19 protein-coding genes are annotated in these 18,706 nt (G+C 68.9%); 12 read left to right on the top strand and 7 right to left on the bottom strand.

All coding sequences use genetic code 11. The annotated features are described in order from the left end of the window. Positions 1-90: 90 nt before the first annotated feature. The 7 genes from AC3RCE_RS24610 (at position 91) to AC3RCE_RS24640 (ending at position 7,970) form a co-directional block, all read left to right on the top strand. A complete protein-coding gene (locus AC3RCE_RS24610; protein ID WP_492255435.1) occupies positions 91-1,713 on the top strand; it encodes an ABC transporter substrate-binding protein in 1,623 nt (540 codons plus the stop codon). A 164-nt stretch (positions 1,714-1,877) separates the two neighbouring features. After that, positions 1,878-2,852: an ABC transporter permease gene (locus tag AC3RCE_RS24615; protein ID WP_218339473.1), complete on the top strand. Its 975-nt coding sequence runs from the start codon at positions 1,878-1,880 to the stop codon at positions 2,850-2,852. Positions 2,853-2,873: 21 nt separating this feature from the next. After that, positions 2,874-3,788 (top strand): ABC transporter permease, encoded by a 915-nt coding sequence (locus tag AC3RCE_RS24620; protein WP_492254173.1) that lies wholly within the window; start codon positions 2,874-2,876, stop codon positions 3,786-3,788. Continuing rightward, the gene (locus tag AC3RCE_RS24625; RefSeq protein ID WP_218339472.1) at positions 3,785-4,768 is read left to right on the top strand and encodes an ABC transporter ATP-binding protein; all 984 of its coding nucleotides are present in this window, start codon (positions 3,785-3,787) and stop codon (positions 4,766-4,768) included. Before AC3RCE_RS24620 ends, AC3RCE_RS24625 begins: the two co-directional genes overlap by 4 nt. Next, a complete protein-coding gene (locus tag AC3RCE_RS24630) occupies positions 4,765-5,778 on the top strand; it encodes an ABC transporter ATP-binding protein (protein WP_492254174.1) in 1,014 nt (337 codons plus the stop codon). The genes AC3RCE_RS24625 and AC3RCE_RS24630 overlap by 4 nt, the downstream gene beginning before the upstream one ends. A gap of 46 nt (positions 5,779-5,824) precedes the next feature. Next, positions 5,825-6,748, top strand: coding sequence for an alpha/beta hydrolase family protein (locus AC3RCE_RS24635; protein WP_492254175.1), 924 nt, complete (start codon positions 5,825-5,827; stop codon positions 6,746-6,748). Positions 6,749-6,839: 91 nt separating this feature from the next. Continuing rightward, on the top strand, positions 6,840-7,970 hold the full coding sequence (locus AC3RCE_RS24640; RefSeq protein ID WP_218297193.1) for a M20 family metallopeptidase: 1,131 nt from the start codon (positions 6,840-6,842) through the stop codon (positions 7,968-7,970). A gap of 36 nt (positions 7,971-8,006) precedes the next feature. Here the strand turns inward: AC3RCE_RS24640 and AC3RCE_RS24645 are convergent, their stop codons facing one another. After that, positions 8,007-8,762 carry a tyrosine-protein phosphatase gene (locus AC3RCE_RS24645; protein ID WP_492254176.1) on the bottom strand — a complete coding sequence of 252 codons (756 nt, stop codon included), beginning with the start codon at positions 8,760-8,762 and terminating at the stop codon, positions 8,007-8,009. A 132-nt stretch (positions 8,763-8,894) separates the two neighbouring features. Between AC3RCE_RS24645 and AC3RCE_RS24650 the strand changes: the two genes are divergently transcribed. Continuing rightward, a complete protein-coding gene (locus tag AC3RCE_RS24650; protein WP_492254177.1) occupies positions 8,895-9,737 on the top strand; it encodes an AraC family transcriptional regulator in 843 nt (280 codons plus the stop codon). Here the strand turns inward: AC3RCE_RS24650 and AC3RCE_RS24655 are convergent. The 6 genes from AC3RCE_RS24655 to AC3RCE_RS24680 form a co-directional block, all read right to left on the bottom strand. Next, positions 9,698-10,036 (bottom strand): DUF2834 domain-containing protein, encoded by a 339-nt coding sequence (locus AC3RCE_RS24655; RefSeq protein ID WP_218297190.1) that lies wholly within the window; start codon positions 10,034-10,036, stop codon positions 9,698-9,700. The genes AC3RCE_RS24650 and AC3RCE_RS24655 overlap by 40 nt on opposite strands. A gap of 149 nt (positions 10,037-10,185) precedes the next feature. Continuing rightward, positions 10,186-10,536: a DUF4124 domain-containing protein gene (locus AC3RCE_RS24660; RefSeq protein WP_492254178.1), complete on the bottom strand. Its 351-nt coding sequence runs from the start codon at positions 10,534-10,536 to the stop codon at positions 10,186-10,188. A 74-nt stretch (positions 10,537-10,610) separates the two neighbouring features. Then, positions 10,611-11,216, bottom strand: coding sequence for a YbhB/YbcL family Raf kinase inhibitor-like protein (locus tag AC3RCE_RS24665; protein WP_369643703.1), 606 nt, complete (start codon positions 11,214-11,216; stop codon positions 10,611-10,613). Positions 11,217-11,331: 115 nt separating this feature from the next. After that, on the bottom strand, positions 11,332-12,111 hold the full coding sequence (locus tag AC3RCE_RS24670) for a helix-turn-helix transcriptional regulator (RefSeq protein WP_492254179.1): 780 nt from the start codon (positions 12,109-12,111) through the stop codon (positions 11,332-11,334). Between the two features lie 110 nt (positions 12,112-12,221). Further along, positions 12,222-12,440, bottom strand: a complete 219-nt coding sequence (locus tag AC3RCE_RS24675; protein WP_218339464.1) for a hypothetical protein — start codon at positions 12,438-12,440, stop codon at positions 12,222-12,224. Continuing rightward, positions 12,437-15,361 (bottom strand): DNA topoisomerase III, encoded by a 2,925-nt coding sequence (locus AC3RCE_RS24680; protein WP_492254180.1) that lies wholly within the window; start codon positions 15,359-15,361, stop codon positions 12,437-12,439. The genes AC3RCE_RS24675 and AC3RCE_RS24680 overlap by 4 nt, the downstream gene beginning before the upstream one ends. Positions 15,362-15,498: 137 nt before the next feature. Here AC3RCE_RS24680 and AC3RCE_RS24685 point away from each other — a divergent pair, with 137 nt between their 5' ends. From AC3RCE_RS24685 to AC3RCE_RS24700, 4 genes are all read left to right on the top strand, one after another. Then, positions 15,499-16,125 carry an SET domain-containing protein gene (locus AC3RCE_RS24685; protein WP_492254181.1) on the top strand — a complete coding sequence of 209 codons (627 nt, stop codon included), beginning with the start codon at positions 15,499-15,501 and terminating at the stop codon, positions 16,123-16,125. Then, positions 16,122-16,997 (top strand): biotin--[acetyl-CoA-carboxylase] ligase, encoded by an 876-nt coding sequence (locus AC3RCE_RS24690; protein WP_218339462.1) that lies wholly within the window; start codon positions 16,122-16,124, stop codon positions 16,995-16,997. The genes AC3RCE_RS24685 and AC3RCE_RS24690 overlap by 4 nt, the downstream gene beginning before the upstream one ends. A gap of 157 nt (positions 16,998-17,154) precedes the next feature. After that, positions 17,155-17,856: an SPOR domain-containing protein gene (locus tag AC3RCE_RS24695; protein ID WP_492254182.1), complete on the top strand. Its 702-nt coding sequence runs from the start codon at positions 17,155-17,157 to the stop codon at positions 17,854-17,856. An 83-nt stretch (positions 17,857-17,939) separates the two neighbouring features. Next, positions 17,940-18,704: a DUF6882 domain-containing protein gene (locus AC3RCE_RS24700; RefSeq protein ID WP_492254183.1), complete on the top strand. Its 765-nt coding sequence runs from the start codon at positions 17,940-17,942 to the stop codon at positions 18,702-18,704. Positions 18,705-18,706: the final 2 nt, after the last annotated feature.

The raw sequence follows: 18,706 nt of genomic DNA on the forward strand, positions 1-18,706 counted from the left end.
GCTGCGGCAGCGGCGCCGTGCGGCGGCTGCCTTTCGACTTCGCTGCGTGTATCCCCCGGTTGTAGATGAAACAAGGAAGCTGAAATGAACATGGGTTTTCGAAAGACCGTGCTGGCCGTGGCGAGCGGCGTGGTGGTGTCGGTAGGTGGGGCAGGGGTTGCGCAGGCGCAGTCGCTCACCATCGCGCTGGCGGCCGAGCCGACCGCGGCCGATCCGCACTATCACAAGATGACGGCCAACGATGCTTTTTCGGCCCATGTCTATGACTCGCTGGTGGTGCGCAACGCCAAGATGGAGCTGATCCCTTCGCTGGCCACGTCGTGGAAGAACCTGGACGACCTGACCTGGGAGTTCAAGCTGCGCCCCGGCGTCAAGTTCTCGAACGGCCAGCCGTTCACGTCCAAGGACGTGCTGTTCACCATCTGCCGCACGCTGAACAACGAGACCAACGTCTCGGAGTCGTACACCGACACCACCAAGCGCATCACCGACGTGAAGACGCCCGATGACCTGACCGTGATCATCAAGACCGTGGCGCCGCTGCCGCTGCTGCCCGCCGAAATGGCGCGTTCATTGCCGATTCTGTGGAGCGGTATTGCCCAGGGCGGCAAGCTCGCGTTCGCACCCAAGACGGGCTGCGGCGTGACCGGCGCCTGGCCGACCGTGACCGATTTCAATACCGGCAAGACCGCCATCGGCACCGGCCCGTTCCTGATGAAGTCCTACGTCAAGGGCACCGGCATCCAGCTGGAGCGCAACGAAGCCTACTGGGGCGAGAAGCCCCACTGGAAGACGGTGAAGATGGTGCCGGTGCCCAGCGCCGGCCCGCGCCTGACGGGCCTGCTGTCGGGTGACTACGACGTGATCGAGAACCCCGCCGCGCGCGACCTGACGCGTGTGAAGGACAACGCCAAGTTCGACTTCGTCGCCACGCCATCGACGCGCCTCGTGTTCCTGCAGCCCGACATCGGCCGCAACCCCAGCCCCCTGGTGAAGGCCGCCGACGGCAAGAACCCGCTGCAGGATGTGCGCGTGCGCCGGGCCATGAACATGGCCATCGACCGCAAGGCCATCGTGCAGCGCATCATGGACGGCATGGCCACGCCCGCCTACCAGTACATGCCCGACGGCATGTTCGGCGCGCTGCCCCAGGCCCCCGAGATCAAGTTCGATCCCGAAGGCGCCAAGAAGCTGCTGGCCGAAGCCGGTTACCCCAACGGTTTCGAGCTGACGCTGTCATCCACCAACGACCGCTACGTGAACGACGCCCAGGTGGCCCAGTCGGTGGCGCAGTACTTCACGCGCATCGGCATCAAGACCAACGTGGATGCGATGACCGCATCGATCTACTTCCCCAAGCGCGCCAAGCGCGAGTTCAGCCTGCCCATGGGCGGCTGGCCCGCGGAAACGGGCGAGGCGTCGGCGCTGTTCCAGCTGTGGGTGGCATCGCTGGATGCGCCCAAGGGCCAGGGCACCAGCAACTACGGCGCCAACTACAACCCCGAGTTCGACAAGCTGTACCTGCCGGCCGCCGACACGGTGGACCCCGCCAAGCGCAAGGCCGGCCTGGAAGCCGCCACCAAGTTCGCCCTGGACAACGTGGCGCTGATCCCGCTGCACTTCGAGAGCAGCATCTGGGCCTTCAAGAAGGGCCTGAGCTACGAAGGCCGCCGCGACCAGTACACGCTGGCCACCTCGGTCAAGGCCAAGTAAGCCACTGCCGGCCAGTGGACGGATACGGGGTGCGCTTGCGCACTCCGTATTTTTTATTTGCCACGCCGCGTTGTCGCAGGCCCGCCATGTCCAGGCCCCCACGCCTTGGCCTTTGCAACGCCACCGTGGCGCGGCTTCCATCCATTTCGCAAGGGGGTGCCTGAGTGCTCGTCTTCATCCTGCGAAGGTTCATGCAGAGCCTTCTTGTCCTCCTGGCGGTGTCGCTGGTGGTGTTCTTTGCGGTGTATGCCGTGGGCGACCCCATCGAACTGCTGGTCAACGCCGAGGCCAGCGAGGCCGACCGCCTGGCGATGATCAAGCGCCTGGGCCTCGACCTGCCCATCTGGCAGCAGTACACGAGCTTCCTGTTTCGCGCGCTCAAGGGCGACCTGGGCACCTCGTTCGTGCACGGGATTCCGGCCATCGAACTGATCGTGCAGCGCATTCCGGCCACGCTGGAGCTGGTGCTGGTGGCGATCACGCTGACCATCGTGGTCGGCATTCCGCTGGGCCTGGTCGCCGGCCTCAAGAATGACAAGCCCACGGGGCGGGGGCTGATGGCGGGCTCGGTGCTGGGTTTTTCGCTGCCCAACTTCTGGCAGGGCATGGTGCTGATCCTGTGTTTCGCCGTGTGGCTGCAGTGGCTGCCCGCCGCGGGGCGTGGTGACACGGTGGCGGTGTTCGGCGTGCCGCTGTCGTTGCTGACGGCGGATGGCTGGTCGCATGTGATGCTGCCGGCCGTGAACCTGGCGCTGGCCAATATCGCGCTGGTGCTGCGCCTGACGGCGACGGGCGTGGTGGACGCCAAGACACAGGAGTACGTGAAATTCGCCCGCGCCAAGGGCCTGAAGCCGCGCCGCATCCTCACGCGCCACATCCTGCGCAACATCCTGATCCCGGTGGTCACGGTGATCGGCATGGAGTTTGGCTCGCTGATCGCCTACTCCACCATCACCGAGACCGTGTTTGCCTGGCCCGGCATGGGCAAGCTGCTGATCGACAGCATCTACCAGCTCGACCGCCCCGTGGTCGTGGCGTACGTGATGCTGGTGACCTTCATCTTCGTGATGATCAACATGCTGGTGGACATGCTGTATGCGGCGCTGGACCCGCGCGTGCAGCTGCAAGAGTCCGAATAGGAAAGCGGGCACAAGCGATTTATGCAAACTCCAGAATCCCCCCCCACTCCCCACGCCCCGTTGACGGAAACGCCGCGCCGCCGGGCCATCCTCAAGCAATTGCGCAGCCGCCCGTCCCTCAGGGGCTCGGCGATTTCGCTGGTCGTGCTGCTGCTGGTGGTGATGCTGGCGCCGTTCCTGGCGCCGCAGAACCCCTATGACCTGGCCGCCCTGGACCTGATGGACGGGCGCCTGCCGCCGGGCTCGGCCAGCATGGACGGCTTCCACTACTGGCTGGGCACCGACAGCCAGGGCCGAGACATGCTCAGCGCCATCCTGTATGGCCTGCGCATCAGCCTGACCGTGGGCCTGGCCGCGGTGGCGCTGGCCACCGTGCTCGGCAGCCTGATCGGCCTGCTCGCGGCCTACGTGGGCGGCCTGGTCGACACCGTGCTGATGCGCATCGTGGACTTCATCCTGGGCTTTCCGACCATCCTGGTGGCGCTGGTGCTGCTGGCGATGCTGGGGCGCGGCGTGGACAAGGTCGTGATCGCCATCGTGATGGTGCAGTGGGCGCACTACGCGCGCATCATGCGCAGCCGCGCGCTGCAGGAGCGCCGCAAGGAATACATCGAGGCGGCACAGAACCTGGGCTTTCCAGCCTGGCGCATCATGCTGCGCCACCTGCTGCCCAACTGCCTGGGCCCGGTGATGGTGTTTGCCACCATCCAGATCGCCAACGCCATCGTGCTGGAAGCCACGCTGTCGTTCCTGGGCGTGGGCGTGCCCATCACCGAGCCATCGCTGGGCCTGCTCATCGCGACCGGCTTCCAGTACCTGCTGTCTGGCGACTACTGGATCAGCATGTTCCCCGGCCTGGCCCTGCTGGCCCTCATCCTGGCGATCAACGTGATCGCCGACCGCCTGCGCGCCGCGCTGGACCCGAGAAGCCCATGACAACCCCTTTGCTTGCAGTGCGTGGCCTGCACACCGTTTTTCACACCGAGGAAGGCGCCTGGCCCGCCGTCAGCGGGATCGACCTGTCCATCGGGCCTGGCGAGATCCTGGGCCTGGTCGGCGAATCCGGCTCGGGCAAGTCGGTCACCGGCTTTTCCATCTTCGGCCTGATCGACCCTCCCGGCGAGGTGATCGCCGGCGAGGTGCTGTTCAAGGGCCGGAACCTGCGCGACCTGAGCGAGGAGCAGATGCGCCAGCTGCGCGGCGACCGCATCGCGATGATCTTCCAGGACCCTCTGATGACCTTGAACCCGGTGCTGCGCATCGAGGAGCAGATGCTCGAGGCTATCCAGACCCATGCCAGCGTGCCGCGCACCCAGGCGCTCCAGCGCTGCGTGGAGGCGCTGGAGATGGTGGGCATCCCCGCCCCGGCTTCGCGCCTGCGCAACTACCCGCACGAGTTCTCGGGCGGCATGCGCCAGCGCGTGGCGATCGCCATTGCCATGCTCAACAAGCCCGAGCTGATCATCTGCGACGAGCCCACCACGGCGCTCGATGTGACGATTCAGGGCCAGATCCTGTACCGCATGCAGGAGATCTGCCGCACGCACGGCACGGCGCTCATCTGGATCACCCACGACCTCGGCGTGATCGCCGAGCTGGCCGACAAGGTCGCGGTGATGTACGCGGGCAAGATCGTCGAGTCCGGCCCGGTGGATGAGGTGCTGGATGCCCCGGTGCACCCGTACACCCGCGGCCTGCTCGATTCGCTGCCCGGCGCCGCCCTGCCCGGCGGACGCCTGCGGCAGATCAGCGGCATGGCGCCGATGCTGGGCAACCGCCCCGCCGGCTGCGCCTTTGCGCCGCGCTGCGCGCACGCCCTGGCGCAATGCGCCACGGGCGAACCGGAGAACACCACGGTGAATGGGCGTACCTACCGCTGCTTTGCCCCCCTCGTTGCCCTGGACCCTGCCGCATGAGCCACACCGCACCACCTCCCGTCATCGAATTGCGCAATGTGTACAAACGCTTTGTCAAAAGGCAGGACCTGATCGGGCGCGTGTTCGAGCTGGCCGGCAAGAAGCCCGAGCCGCGCACCGTGCATGCCGTCAACGGCGTGAGCCTGGCGATTGCGCAGGGCGAGGTGCTGGGCCTCGTGGGGGAGTCCGGCTGCGGCAAGTCCACGCTTGGCCGCATCGTCGCCGGCCTGCACCGCCAGACCGAAGGCGAACTGCTGTACCAGGGCGCCGCCGTGGACGGCCTGGACCGGGCCGCCAGACTGGCCTACACACTGGGCGTGCAGATGGTGTTTCAGGACCCCCAGGCCTCGCTCAATCCGCGCCAGCGGCTGCACCAGATCCTGGGCGAGGCGCTGCACGTGCACAAACTCGCGCCCGCCGGCGAAATACCGGCACGCGTCGACAGGGCGCTGGCCGAAGTGGGCCTGGCCGCCGAGTACCGCACCCGCCTGCCGCACCAGCTCTCGGGCGGGCAGCGCCAGCGCGTGGGCATTGCCCGGGCGCTGATGGTGTCGCCCCGCTTCCTGGTCTGCGATGAGCCGGTCGCGGCGCTGGACGTGTCGATCCAGGCGCAGGTGATCAACCTGTTCATGGACCTGCGTGCCCAGCACGGCCTGACCTCCCTGTTCATCAGCCATGACCTCGGTGTGGTGCGCCACATCTCGGACCGCGTGGCCATCATGTACCTGGGCAAGATCGTCGAGATCTCGACCACGGCCGAGATTTTTGCGCGCGCCAACCATCCATACACCCTGGCGCTGATGGCCGAGGTGCCGAACCTGGAGCGGCGCAAGCGCGTGTTCGTGCCGATCCAGGGAGAGATTCCCTCGCCACTGAAACCGCCACCGGGCTGCACCTTCCACCCGCGCTGCCCGCACGCCATGGCCCGCTGCCGCGAGGAAGCACCGGCGCTCGAAGCCATCGCCCCCGGCCATTGGTCGGCCTGCCACCTGAACACCGCAGCGGCCTGACAACGGCAATGTCGCCCCGCCTGCTGCCCTGCCCCATTTCTTGCCTATGCCCAACGAACTTCATCTGCAATCGCTGCGCGACGCCGTGCAGCGGGTGGGCCGCCACGCGGTGGACTACAGCAACAGCCCCCTGCCCGGTGGCCGCTCCATCGCGCTGAACACCTACCGGCCCGCACATGCCACGGACCACAGCCCCATCGTGCTGGTGCAGCACGGCGTGATGCGCAACGGCGACGACTACCGCGACTTCTGGATGCCCGCCGCCGACGAGCATGGCCTGGTCATCATCGCGCCCACGTTCTCGAACGCGCAGTGGCCCGACGTGGTGAGCTACAACAACGGCAACCTGCTGGCCACCGCCGACCGCGAAGCCCACGCCGACACGGCTCCGGCGAACCCACCCGGGGACTGGTCGTACACCGTCGTGACGCGGCTGGTCGATGAGCTCAAGGCATCGGGCGTGTTGACCACGCAGCCGCTGTACCTGTTCGGCCACTCCGCCGGCGGGCAGTTCGTGCACCGGCTGATGAGCGTGCTCACGCCCGGCACCTTTGCCGGTGTGGCCGCGGGCAACCCCGGCTGGTACACGCTGCCGCTGCTGGAGCTGCCGTTCCCCGAAGGCCTGGCCGGCACTCCCGCCGACACCGGCAGCCTGGCGCGCCTGTTCGCCTACCCGTTGACCATCCTGGCGGGCGACCAGGACATCGCCACGGCCGACGTGCACTTGCCGTCCGAACCGGCGGCACTGCGCCAGGGCCCGCACCGCTATGCCCGCGCGTTGAACTACTACGCCACCGCCCGGGCCGAGGCCGCGCGCCGCGCCCTGCCGCTGGCTTGGCAGCTGCACACCGTGGCGGGCATTGGCCACGATGGCAAGGCCATGTCGGCCGTCTGCGCGCACCTCTGGTTCCACGGCCACCTCCCCGACGCTGCGCAACTGGCCCGGCTGGCCGGCGAGCACACGGCCTGACGCCCGCCGCCTGCACCTCCTCGGACTCAGCCCTCCGTCCTGCGGGAAGCAGGCGGAGCCCCCGAACCACCCTGTCCCACCTTGCACCGCCATGACCACCTCCGCCACGACACAGACGCTCATTGACGGCATCACCGCCTGGATGCAGTGCGAGTCACCCACCAGCTCGCCCGCGGGCGTGGCGGCCATGGTGGCCGACATGGCCCGCTATGCCCGGGAAGGCGGACTGCAGGCCACCGTGACGCCACTGGGCGAGCGCGTGGGGCCGCTGCTGCACGTGACCAACCGCGCAGCCGGCGACACGCGCCCCGGGCTGCTGGTCCTGGGCCACTCGGACACCGTGCACCCGGTGGGCACCTTGAGCGACAACCCCTGCCGCATCGAGGGCGACCGCTTCTACGGCCCCGGCGGCTACGACATGAAGGCAGGCATCTACCTGGCCATGACGGCCCTGCGCGACCTGGCGGCCGCCGGCGCCAGCGCGATGCCGATCGACTTCGTGGTCGTGCCCGACGAAGAAACCGGCAGCCACGCTTCGCGTGTGCACATCGAGCGTTTTGCGCACAATGCCCGCTACGCCCTGGTCTGCGAGCCTGCCCGTGCCAATGGCGGCAGATGCGTGACCGCGCGCAAGGGCACGGGCATGCTGCGCCTGGGCGTGAAGGGCCATGCAGCCCATGCGGGCGTGGCGCATGAAAAAGGCCGCAGCGCGATCCGCGAAATGGCGCACCAGATCCTGGCGCTGGAGGCCATGACCGACTACGCGCGCGGCGTGACGGTGAGCGTGGGCACCATCGAAGGTGGCACCGCCACCAACACGGTGCCGGCGCAGTGCCGCTGCGTGGTGGACTTTCGCCTCCCCGACCTGCAGGCCGCCGACGAGCTGGTGCACAAGATGCAGGCGCTGCGCCCGGTGGGCGCGGACATGGAACTCGACATCGAGGTCGAGGTGAACCGCCCGCCCATGGTCAAGAGCGAGGCCGTGGTGGCCCTGCTGGACCGCGCCAAGGCGTCGGCCCGGCATGCGGGCTTCGCGCTCGAAGATGCGCCCATGACCGGCGGCGGCAGCGACGCCAACTTCACCTCGGCCCTGGGGGTGCCCACACTCGACGGGCTGGGTGCCGACGGCGACGGCGCCCACACGCTGCAGGAACACATCCTCGTCTCGACCCTGGAGGCGCGCCTGAACTTCTGGCGCCATCTGCTGGCGCACCTGGCGTAAGGGGGCGATTCCCTGGTGGGCGCCTGAAAGGCGGCGTCAGGGCTGTTCGAGGTAGCGGGCGGCCAGCGCCTGCCGGGCCGCCGCGCTCACGCCCAGCACGTCGCCCAGGTAGGCATCGACGCCCTGGAACTCGGTGTCCACCATGTGCAGGGCTGCATTGAGAAACTCCTCCTGCACACGCCACAGCACGGCCAGCACTTCGTCGGGCGCGTGGCTGGCCAACCCCTCGGGGCGGCGGTAGAGGGTGTTGGTGAGCAGGTAGTCCTGCATCACCACCTCGCGCGGCACGCCCAGCGCCAGCAGGATGAGGGCGGCGGCAAAGCCTGTGCGGTCCTTGCCCGCGGTGCAGTGGAACACCAGCGGGGTGGCGCTGCCTTCATCGAGCAGCAGGCGGAACAGCTCGGCAAATCGATGCGCGTTGTCGTGCACAAAGCCCCGGTAGGTGTCCTGCATCAGCGCCACGGCGTCTTGCGCGGTGAGCTGGCGGCCGGTGCGCTGCAGTTCCAGCGCGCGCTGCACCACCGTGGGCTCGATGGCCAGCGGGTGGTAGCTGATGCCCGGCAGCGCGTAGGCATACGCGGCGCTTTCGGCCTGGCCGCGAAAGTCCACCGCGCGGGCCACGCCCAGCTCGGCCAGCAGGGCCCGGTCCTGCGCGGTGAGGCCCGCCAGGTGGTCCGAGCGGAAGATGCGCCGCCATTTGACGGTGCGCCCGCCATGGCCGGCGTAGCCGCCCAGATCGCGGAAGTTGGTGGCCCCGGCCAGGGGAAGGGAGCGGGTGGGTGCTGACTGCATGGTGCGTGGCGGGGGATGCGGTGGTGGGCTGGTGAAGCGGAAAGGATAGCCGGGCGGTGCGGCAGGCGCATGTCGCGCGCGTGGCTGGACGGGTGTTCCTGCCAGCACATCGCCGGTGTGCAGAATCCGGGCATGCAGCGTCTTGTGCCCCTCCCCTCCGATCTACAGCCCTGGTTGATGGCAGCGGTGGTGATCGATGCCCCTGCGGAACTGGCGCAGTCGCATTTCCCGGCGATGGTGTCGAGCATGCTGGTGGTGCGGCTGGCCGGGCAGGTGCGGTGCCGGGGCGCGCTGGTGCCGCCGTCGGCCTGGATCAGCGCCAGCACCACGGCCACGGTGTACGAACACGGCGGACCGGTGCGGGCCGTGGGGCTGGTGCTGCAGCCTGAGGCCGCCGCGGCGCTGTTTGGCAGTGCACGCGGGCTGGTGAACACACTGCGGCCGTTGGCGGAACTGGTGGGGCCTGGGTGGACCGAGGTGGAGCATGGCGTACATGCTGAGCAGGATGATGGCGCGCGGATCGCGGTGCTGTGCCAGTTCGTCCGGCAGGTGGTCGCGCCGCCGTCACCGTGTGAAGCACGACGGCTGCAGGCGCTGGCCTTGCTGCATGCGACCAGCGACGATGCAACAGACGCGGACCAGCGCCTGGGCCTGAGCCAGCGGCAGTTTGAGCGGCGCTTTGCGGCGCACTGGGGCATGGCGCCCAAGCAGTTTCAGGTGATTGCGCGGCTGAACCGCACGCTGGGCAACGCCCTCGCCGCGCCCGGCGGCCCGGTGGTGGACCTGGCAGCCGGCCAGGGGTACTACGACCAGTCGCACATGGGGCGCGATGTGCGCAGGCTGGCGGGCCACCCGCTGCAGGCTCTGGTGCAAGGCACGCGCAGCCCGCTCACCGCGCACTGGCCCTTGCAGATCGGCGCGCAGGCCCTGCCGAATCAGCCTGCCCCACCCTTGGAGCCCACGCGCAAGCGCTGAGCCAGGTAGAGCGGCATCACAAACGCGAGGCCAATGCCAAAGCAGGCCGCGATGTAAGCCCAGCGCCACGCACCCAGGCTGCGGTCTGCCGCCACCCAGGCCGAGAACGCCACGGCGGCCAGGTACACGTCGAGGGTGATGCCGGTGGTGAGTGCATTGGCAAACGCATCCCGCCAGAAGACATCGGGCATCACGCTGCCGCCCGCCAGAAAGTACACCCCATTGAAGTACCAGGGGACGGCCAGGCCCACGAGGGCCAGCAAAAGAAAAAAGGTGCGCAGGTGTGTGTGTTTTTGCATCGGTGCATGCGGCCCCCCAAAGAAAAGGAGAGAGGCCCTGGGTAGTGAATCAATGCACCGATTGAATCCGCGCAGCCCCCGGGCAGGCTAGGAAAAAAGCGACATGCCTCACACCGGCGGGCCTGCCGCTGCCCGCCACCTTCATGAACTTACTGCGCGCGGGGCAGCGAGGTCACGGCGCCATCCACCGGCAGCTCCTGCGTGCCCTTGGGGCAGGGCTGGTCGGTGTAGGTGGTGCGGCCGTCCTTCACGCACTTGCGCGGCTGCGGGGCCGCGGGCTCGGACGCGCCGCCGTGCGCAGCGCGGGCTCGTGCGGCGGGCTGCTGTTTGCCGGGCGGCAAGGTGTCGGGGCCGGGGCGGGTGATCTTCTTCCAGGCCTGCTCGGTCCACGGCCCGGCGTGGGGCAGCCACTGGTCGGCCGTCCACCATGCGGCGGCCGTGGCGGCCAGCAGCAATGCGGCCAGGAGGGACCAGAGGGCTCGTTCGCGGGTGCTGCGCATGGGGTGGGCCTGTGGCGTGGTGGTGGGCGACCACCAAGCTTAAAACATCGCATCACCCACCGGGCCGCGCCCTATCACGGCTGCTGCTTGCCTTTGGCCGCAGGGCGCCCGTAGCGCGCCGTGAGCGTGGCCTTGCCCAGGCTGTGGGCGTTGATCATGTAGCCGGCCAGCGCAGCGGTGGCGTCGGCAGGCAGGTCCAGGCGCGGCACCTTGAGCGCGTGCACGGTGAAGATGTAGCGGTGCGGCACATCGCCTTCGGGCGGGCAGGCCCCGCCCCAGGCGGCCACGCCATAGTCAATGCGCACATGGCTGGCGCCTGCGGGCAGCTTGGCGCCGCCAGCAGCACCCGCGTCGGACCGCAGCTCGGTGGTGCTGGCGGGGATGTTGACCACCGACCAGTGCCACCAGCCCGAGCCGGTGGGGGCATCGGGGTCGTAGGCGGTGACGGCGAAGCTCTGGGTGCCAGCAGGCGCGCCGCTCCAGCGCAGGGCGGGTGATTGGTTGTCGCCCGCACAGCCAAAGCCCTTGAACTCGAAGCGCTGGGGCAGTGTGCTGCCTTCGGCAAAGTCGGGGCTGGTGAGCGCGAAGGCCTGGGCGTGGGCGGCTGGGGCCAAACCGATCGTGGCGAGTGCCGCGATGGCGGTGCCAACGCGAAGGGGGCGTGAAAGTGGGTGGGGCATCTGAAAAGCTCCTTGCAGTAGCGGTGTGAAACAAGGGCTTGATGGTGCTGCGCGCCGCGCCTTCGCATTGGCCCGGTGGCGTCAATGGCTGTGCGCTGCGCGTCAGCCGCAGGAATCAGGGCCGCAGCTGCGAGGGCGGAAAGCCAAAGCGTTCGCGGAAGGCCGCGCTGAAGCGGCTGTGCGACTCGTAGCCGCAGCGCGCAGCGATCTCGGACACCTGCAGCGCGGAGCTTTGCAGCAGCACCAGCGCCGTCTCCAGCCGCACGTCGCGCAGGCACTGGCTCACGGTTTCGCCCTCTTGCGCCAGGCGGCGCTGCAGGGTGCTGGCGCTGGTGGCAAAGGCGCTGGCGATGCGTTCGAGCGTCCAGTCGGCCTGCGGGCTGGGGCCCACCAGGCGGCGCACGCGTTCGGCCCAGCCCAGCTCGCCGGGCGGGGCGAAGACGATGCCCGCCTCGGCCAGCATCAGCAGCACTTCGAGCGCGCGGTGTTCGCGCAGCGCCTGCGAGCTGGCATCGCTCTCCAGCGCGGCCACGGCGCGCATATAGCTGTCTTCAAAGGCGGCGTCGGCCGCGAGGCCCGCGCAGCCTTGCACTGGTGGAATGGCCGCGAACTGGCCGAACTGGCGGTGGAACTGCGCCACCAGCTCGGGCGCGAAACACAGCAGCCGCGCCACATAGCGGCCTTGGGGCGCCGGGTCGTTGACCACCTCCCACTGCGCGCCGCACGGCAGCACGAACACCCGCCCGCTGGGGTAGCGGTGCCCGCCGCCGGGCGTGACCAAATGCTTGGTGCCCGACACCACCCAGCCCACCGAATCCATGCGCACGGTGACGGTGTGGATGCGGTGGTGCACCGTGGTGGCGATCTGCAAGGACAGCGCGGGTTCGCCCATCATTCGTTCCCCTGCGGTTCAGGTTCCGTCATCGACCGTGGGGGCGGAAAGGCTGGCTCCGCGCAGGTTCGGCAGGTTCAGCGGGGACGGCCTGCAAGGCAGCACACCCCACGTCAGCGCGTGCGCTCCCGCGTCACGCCCACATCGATATCGCCAAACACGGTGACGCCGCTGGCGCCCCGCGGTTGCTGCGGGCTCGCGGGGTCGCTGGAGCGCGCAGAACCTGTCGTGCTGCTGCAGCCGCCCAGCGCGCCAACGACCGCGAGAGCCACCAGCGCGGTGCGCCAGAAGCCCCACACAGGCGATGCTGCGGATGCTGCGCGTGGCTTCATCCTTCGCCACCCAGGTGGTTGCCCAGAATGCCCGCCAGCTCGAACATGCCCGCGCTGTCCTTGCCAAACACGGCGCGCAGCTTGTCGTCGGCGACGATGGTGCGCTTGTCCTTGGGATCCTGCAGGTTGTTTGCCTTGATGTATTCCCACATCTTCTTGACGGCCTCGGGCCGGGCCACGGGCTCGGCGCCGATCACGGCGGCCAGGGCGGCGCTGGGGGCCTTGCCGGCTGCGGCCTTGCGCGGTGCCTTGGCAGCGGTCTTGGTGGCCGGGGCTTTCTTGGCGGCGGCAGGCTTGGCGGACTTTTTGGCTGCAGCGCTTGTCTTTCCAGCCTTGGCAGCTACTGTTTTTGTAGCAGCGCCTGGGCGCGGCGGGAACTTGCTCGGTGCGAACTCGAAGTTGACCTTGCCCGCCTCCTTGTCCCACGCCAGGTGGGCCTTGAAAGCGCGGCGCGTGCGCATGCTCACGAACTTGTCGAGCAGGTCGGTCTTGCCCGTTTCCAGCAGCTTGTGCATCTGCTCGCGCTCCACGGGCTGCTGCAGGATGATCTTGCCGCTCTTGAAGGTGCAGCTGGGCGTGGGCTGCGCGGCGGTGGGCACGGCCTTGCTGCACACGTAGTTGCTGCCGTGCTCGTGCACTTCCGATCCGCAGATGGGGCAGGGGCCGAGCGCGGCGTCTTCAAACTCCACGAGCTCGCCCGATTCCTCGCCCTTCTTGTCGTCGCCAAAGTCGAATTCGAGCTTGTAGTTGTGCGCCTCGTCGTCGTACTTGATGACGATCTCGGAGGTGAAGGGCCAGCCGGCCTTGGAGCGGAAACCCTCCAGCGGGCCGATCTTCTTGTCGCGCAGCAGGGCGTTGGCCTCTGCCGTTTCAAAGGTGCGGCCCGCGGGCGACTTGCCAAAACTGAAGCCGCAGCCTTCCGCACCAGGCTTGCCCACGCAGGCAAAGCGGCGGTAGTTCTCTTTCACCACACCACCGCAGTTGGGGCAGGGCGATTCGAGCGTGGCGTAGTCGCCGGGGATGGTGTCGCGGTCGTATTCCTTGGCCTTCTTGACCATGCGCTCGGTCATGGCGGCGATGTCGGCCATGAAGGATTCGCGGCTGAGCTGGCCCTTTTCCATCTGCGAGAGCTTGAACTCCCATTCGCCGGTCAGGTCCGCGCGGCACAGTTCCTCGACCTCCAGCCCGCGCAGCAGCGTCATGAGCTGGAAGGCCTTGGCCGTGGGAATGATTTCGCGGCCTTCGCGCAGCATGTACTTTTCGGTCAACAGGCCTTCGATGATGGCCGCGCGCGTGGCAGGCGTGCCCAGGCCTTTTTCCTGCATGGCCTCGCGCAGTTCGTCGTCGTCGATCTGCTTGCCGGCGCTTTCCATGGCGCCCAGCAGCGTGGCTTCGGAGTAGCGGGCGGGCGGCTTGGTCTTGAGGCCCTTGGGGTCGGCTGCCAGGGTGTTGACGCTTTCGCCGGGCTTCACGGGCACGAGGTTCTGGCCCTTGTCGCCGTCCTTGCCACCTTCCACCTCATCAGCGGCTTCCTTGCCGTAGATGGCCAGCCAGCCGGGCCTGACCAGCACCTTGCCTTCGGTCTTGAAGCTGTGGGGCGCCACCGTGGAAATACGGGTGGTGACGGTGTATTCGGCGCTCGGGAAGAACACCGCCATGAAGCGGCGCACGACCAGGTCGTACAGCTTCTGCTCGGCGTCGGAGAGGCCGCTGGGGGCCTGCAGCGTGGGGATGATGGCAAAGTGATCGCTCACCTTGCTGTTGTCGAAGATGCGCTTGGACGGGCGCACGTAGTTGTTGCTCAGCGCCGTGGCGGCGTGCGGCGCGAGGTGGCGCATGCCGCTGTCGGCCAGCATCTCGAAGGTCTGCCTGGCCACGGGCAGGTAGTCCTCGGGCAGCGCGCGCGAGTCGGTACGCGGGTAGGTCAGGGCCTTGTGGCGTTCGTACAGGCTTTGCGCCAGCGCCAGCGTGGTCTTGGCCGAGAAGCCGAACTTGCCGTTGGCCTCGCGCTGCAGGCTGGTCAGGTCGAACAGCAGGGGCGACGCCTGCGTGGTGGGCTTGCTCTCTTCGGTGACGGTGGCCTGCTGGCCGCGCACGGCGTTCGCAATGGCCGTGGCCTCGGCGGCGGACCACACGCGGTCCGCGCGCATCTCCACGTCCTCGCCCTTCTTCCACTTGGGGTCGAACCACTTGGCGGGGTACTCGCCGGCCTGCGCGCCGAAGGTGGCGTGGATTTCCCAGTAGTCGCGGCTCACGAACTTGCGGATCTTTTCCTCGCGCTCCACCACCAGCGACAGCGTGGGCGTCTGCACGCGGCCCACGGTGGTCAAGAAGAACCCGCCGTCGCGCGAGTTGAACGCCGTCATGGCGCGCGTGCCGTTGATGCCCACCAGCCAGTCGGCCTCGCTGCGGCTGCGGGCGGCGCTGGCCAGGCCCGCCATCTGCTGCTCGGTGCGCAGTGCGTCGAAGCCGTCGCGGATGGCCTGGGGCGTCATGGACTGCAGCCACAGGCGCTTGACGGGCTTGCCCAGGGGCTTGGCGCCGCCGGCGTACTGCTCGATCAGGCGGAAGATCAGCTCGCCCTCGCGGCCCGCGTCACAGGCGTTGATGAGTTGCGTCACGTCCTTGCGCTTGGCCTGCTTGACCACCGCGTTCAGGCGCGTCTTGGTCTTGTCCACGGGCTTCAGGTCGAAGTATGGCGGGATCACGGGCAGGTGGGCAAAGCTCCACTTGCCGCGCTTCACGTCGAACTCCTCGGGCGCCTGGATCTCCACGAGGTGACCCACGGCGCTGGTGACCACGTAGCGGTCGTTCTCGAAGTGGTCGTCGTGCTTGTCGAACTTGCCCGCCACGGGGGTGAGCGCGCGCACGATGTCCTGCGCCACGGAGGGTTTCTCTGCAATTACCAGGGTCTTGGTCATTTGGGGCTCTTGCCTGTCATCGTCGTCGTTCGTTCTGAGCGCCCGGTTCCGGCCCGGTCGCTCCTACAATTCGGGTTTCGCGCGCATACACGCGCACGCACACATGTGTGCACTATCAAGTTAACAGAGTTTTTGCCATGCCCCGCTTTGCCTCGCCCGCCGCCCCCACCGCCGCACCGGGACGCCGCATCCAGACCCGGCGCTCGGGCGTCCATGGCAACGGCGTGTTCGCCGCCCAGGACATCGCCGAGGGCGAGGTGCTGGTGGAGTACACCGGCGAGGTCATCACCTGGCAGGAGGCGCAGGACCGCCACCCGCACGACCCCCTGCAGCCCAACCACACGTTCTACTTCCACGTGGATGAAGACCGCGTGATCGACGCAAAGTTCGGCGGCAATTCCTCGCGCTGGATCAACCACAGCTGCAACCCCAACTGCTACGCCGACGAACGGGACGGCCGCATTTTCATCACGGCGCTGCGCAATATCAAGGCGGGCGAAGAGCTGAACTACGACTACGGGCTGATCATCGAAGAGCGCTACACGCCCAAGCTGAAGGCGGAATACCCCTGCTGGTGCGGCAGCGACAACTGCCGCGGCACGCTGCTCGCGCCCAAGCGCGGCTGGGCGCCGCCGGTGCCGCGCAGCCCCGCCAAGGCGGCCACAAAGCCCGCCCTGCCCGCCAAACCGACCAAAACCGCCAAGGCCACCCAGCCAGTCCCAGGGAGCCTCCAGCCCGGCGCCCGGAAAGGCCGCCGCCAGTGACCGCCGCCCCCATCCGCTGGCCCGCCGAGGCCGTGTGGGAGGCGGTGTCACCGCTGTTACCCGGTTTTACCGTCGAGGTGCTGCCCAGCATCGACTCGACCAACACCGAACTCATGCGCCGCGCCCGCGCCGGCCAGTGCGAGCCCACGCTGCTCGTGGCCGAGCAGCAGACCGCCGGTCGGGGCCGCATGGGGCGGGCGTGGCAGAGCGATGTGGGGTCTTCGCTGATGATGTCCCTGGGCCTGCCGCTCGCGCCGCGCGACTGGTCGGGGCTGTCGCTCGCCGTGGGCGTGAGCGTGGCCGAGAGCCTGCAGCCCGTGCTGCCGCCGCTGGGTGCGGGCCAGGCCGCCCGCGTGGGCCTGAAATGGCCCAACGACCTGTGGCTGGGCGGCGCGGGTGGCGACCGCAAGCTGGGCGGCATCCTGGTCGAGACGGCCAGTTTCGTGGCGCTCCAGGGGGCCGCGCCGTCCCCGCAGGGGCCAGCCGGCACGGCGCGCTACGTGGTCGTGGGCATCGGCATCAACGTGCTGCCGCGTGGCAGCGAAGGCATGAGCATGCCGCCGGGCAGCCTGCAGGACGTGGAGCCCGGCCTGGACGCACCCGCCGCCCTGCTGCGCATCGTGCCGCCGCTGATCGGCATGCTGCGCTCGTTCGAAGGCTACGGCTTTGGCCCCATGCAGCCACGTTTCGCGGCCCGCGACGTGCTGCAGGGCCGTGCCGTGGCCCTGAGCGACGGCACTGCGGGCACGGCCCACGGCGTGGGCGAGGACGGCGCGCTCCTGGTGCACACGGCCGGCGGCATGCAGGCGATCACCAGTTCCGAGATCAGCGTGCGGCCCAGCGCAGTGCAAGAGCTGGGGAGCCCCCCCTGAGCCGCGCCGCGCCTCTCCATCGGGGCGGAGGCCGCCCGTCGTGGCCTGGCGACGCCCGCTCCAGGGCGGCCCTGGCCCTGGGCGGGCCCGCCACGCGGGCGGGGACGAGGGCGCGCAACCCCATGGACAACCGGCGGGAAAACAAGGAGAGGCCCCCATGCTGCGACTTGCCGTGATCGCGCTGCTGCTGGCCAACGCGGGCTACTACGCGTGGTCGCAGGGGCTGCTTCGGGACTGGGGCTTCGCCCCCGAGGAGCAGGCCGAGCCCCAGCGCATGGACCAGCAGATACGGCCCGAGACGCTGCAGATCCTGCGGGTGAACTCCGGCAAGGCCCCCGCCCCCGCCGCCGCGTCGCCCGCCGCCCCCAGCGCAGCGGCTGCGGCTTCCGCCGAGACCCCCACCCCGCCCGACACCGGCGAATGCCTTCAGGCGGGCGTGTTCGACGAACGCCAGGCCGACGCCCTGCGCGCCGCCGCCGCCAACCTGCCCCAGGGCAGCTGGCTGCTCGAGCCCACGCCCGTGCCGGGCCGCTGGATGGTCTACATGGGCCGCTTCGAGGACCTGGAAACGCTGGACAGGAAACGGGCCGAACTGCGTGCCCGCAAGGTCGACCACGACCGCGCGGGCGGCACCCTGGAATTCGGCCTTTCGCTGGGCCGCTTCGCCTCGAAGGAGGCCGCCGAGCGCGAGCTGGCCACCCTGGGCGGCAAGGGCGTGCGCACGGCCCGCGTGGTGCAGGAGCGGCCGGACACGGCAGGGTTCACGCTGCGACTGCCCGCCGTGACCGAATCGCTGCGCCCCCAGCTGGACGCCCTGCGCACGGCGATGGCCGGCAAGACGATGCGCGCCTGCGGCTGAACCGTGGTGGCCGCGCTGGCGGTCGCGCCCGGCGTTCCGCGCCCATCCTTCGATTCCGCCCCTCCTTTCGCGAGCCCCGCGCCATGACCGAAGAACTCTCCGCCATCCACTGCAACCGCCACGGCGAAGCCACCGCCACCTACGTCTGCGGGCACCTGTGCCGCCAGCCGGCGCAGCGCTGGTTCTGCGACATGCCGGCGCCGGACTGCCCCTTTCCCGACGCGTGGTGCGCCAGTTGCCAGGCAGCCCTGGAGCGGGAGGGCGGCGAGTGGAACGAGCGCAACGAGGACTGCCTGGACCTGCAGATCATCTGCCACCACTGCTACCAGGACTCCATGGCGCAGAGTGTCGGCGCCATGGCGGATGCTCCGCACGACGCCTGGGTGGAGGCGGTCACCGAAAGCCACCAGGCCCTGGTGGGCAAGCAGGATGCCCTGGAGACGGACTACGGCATCTCGCGCTTCGAGCGCTGGGACTATGACCAGGTGCAGGGCACGCTCACCTTCTCGCACGCCGGCGTGCCGCGGCTGGTGGCGGACATTGAATTCATCGGATCGATTTCCCGGACCAGCGGCACCTGGCTGTGGGCCTGGGCCAATTTCCACAACGACCCCCAGGTGGTGGCCCGCATTCCCGCGGTGTGGGAGTGGGGCGACGAGCGCGGCTTTGCGCCCCTGACGGTGCCGCGCTGGGAAGCGGACGAGACCGACGGCTGGGAACTCGCGGGCGTGGCGGCGCAGGTGCTGGGCGCGCTGGGGGTGTACCGCGCGCCCACCCAGAATGGCTTTCTCTTCATGGCGCTGATGTCCCTTCGCGCGCTGCGTCCGCCGCATGCGCCTGCGGCATAGCC

This window comes from Acidovorax sp. GW823-FHT05D11, assembly GCF_058795695.1.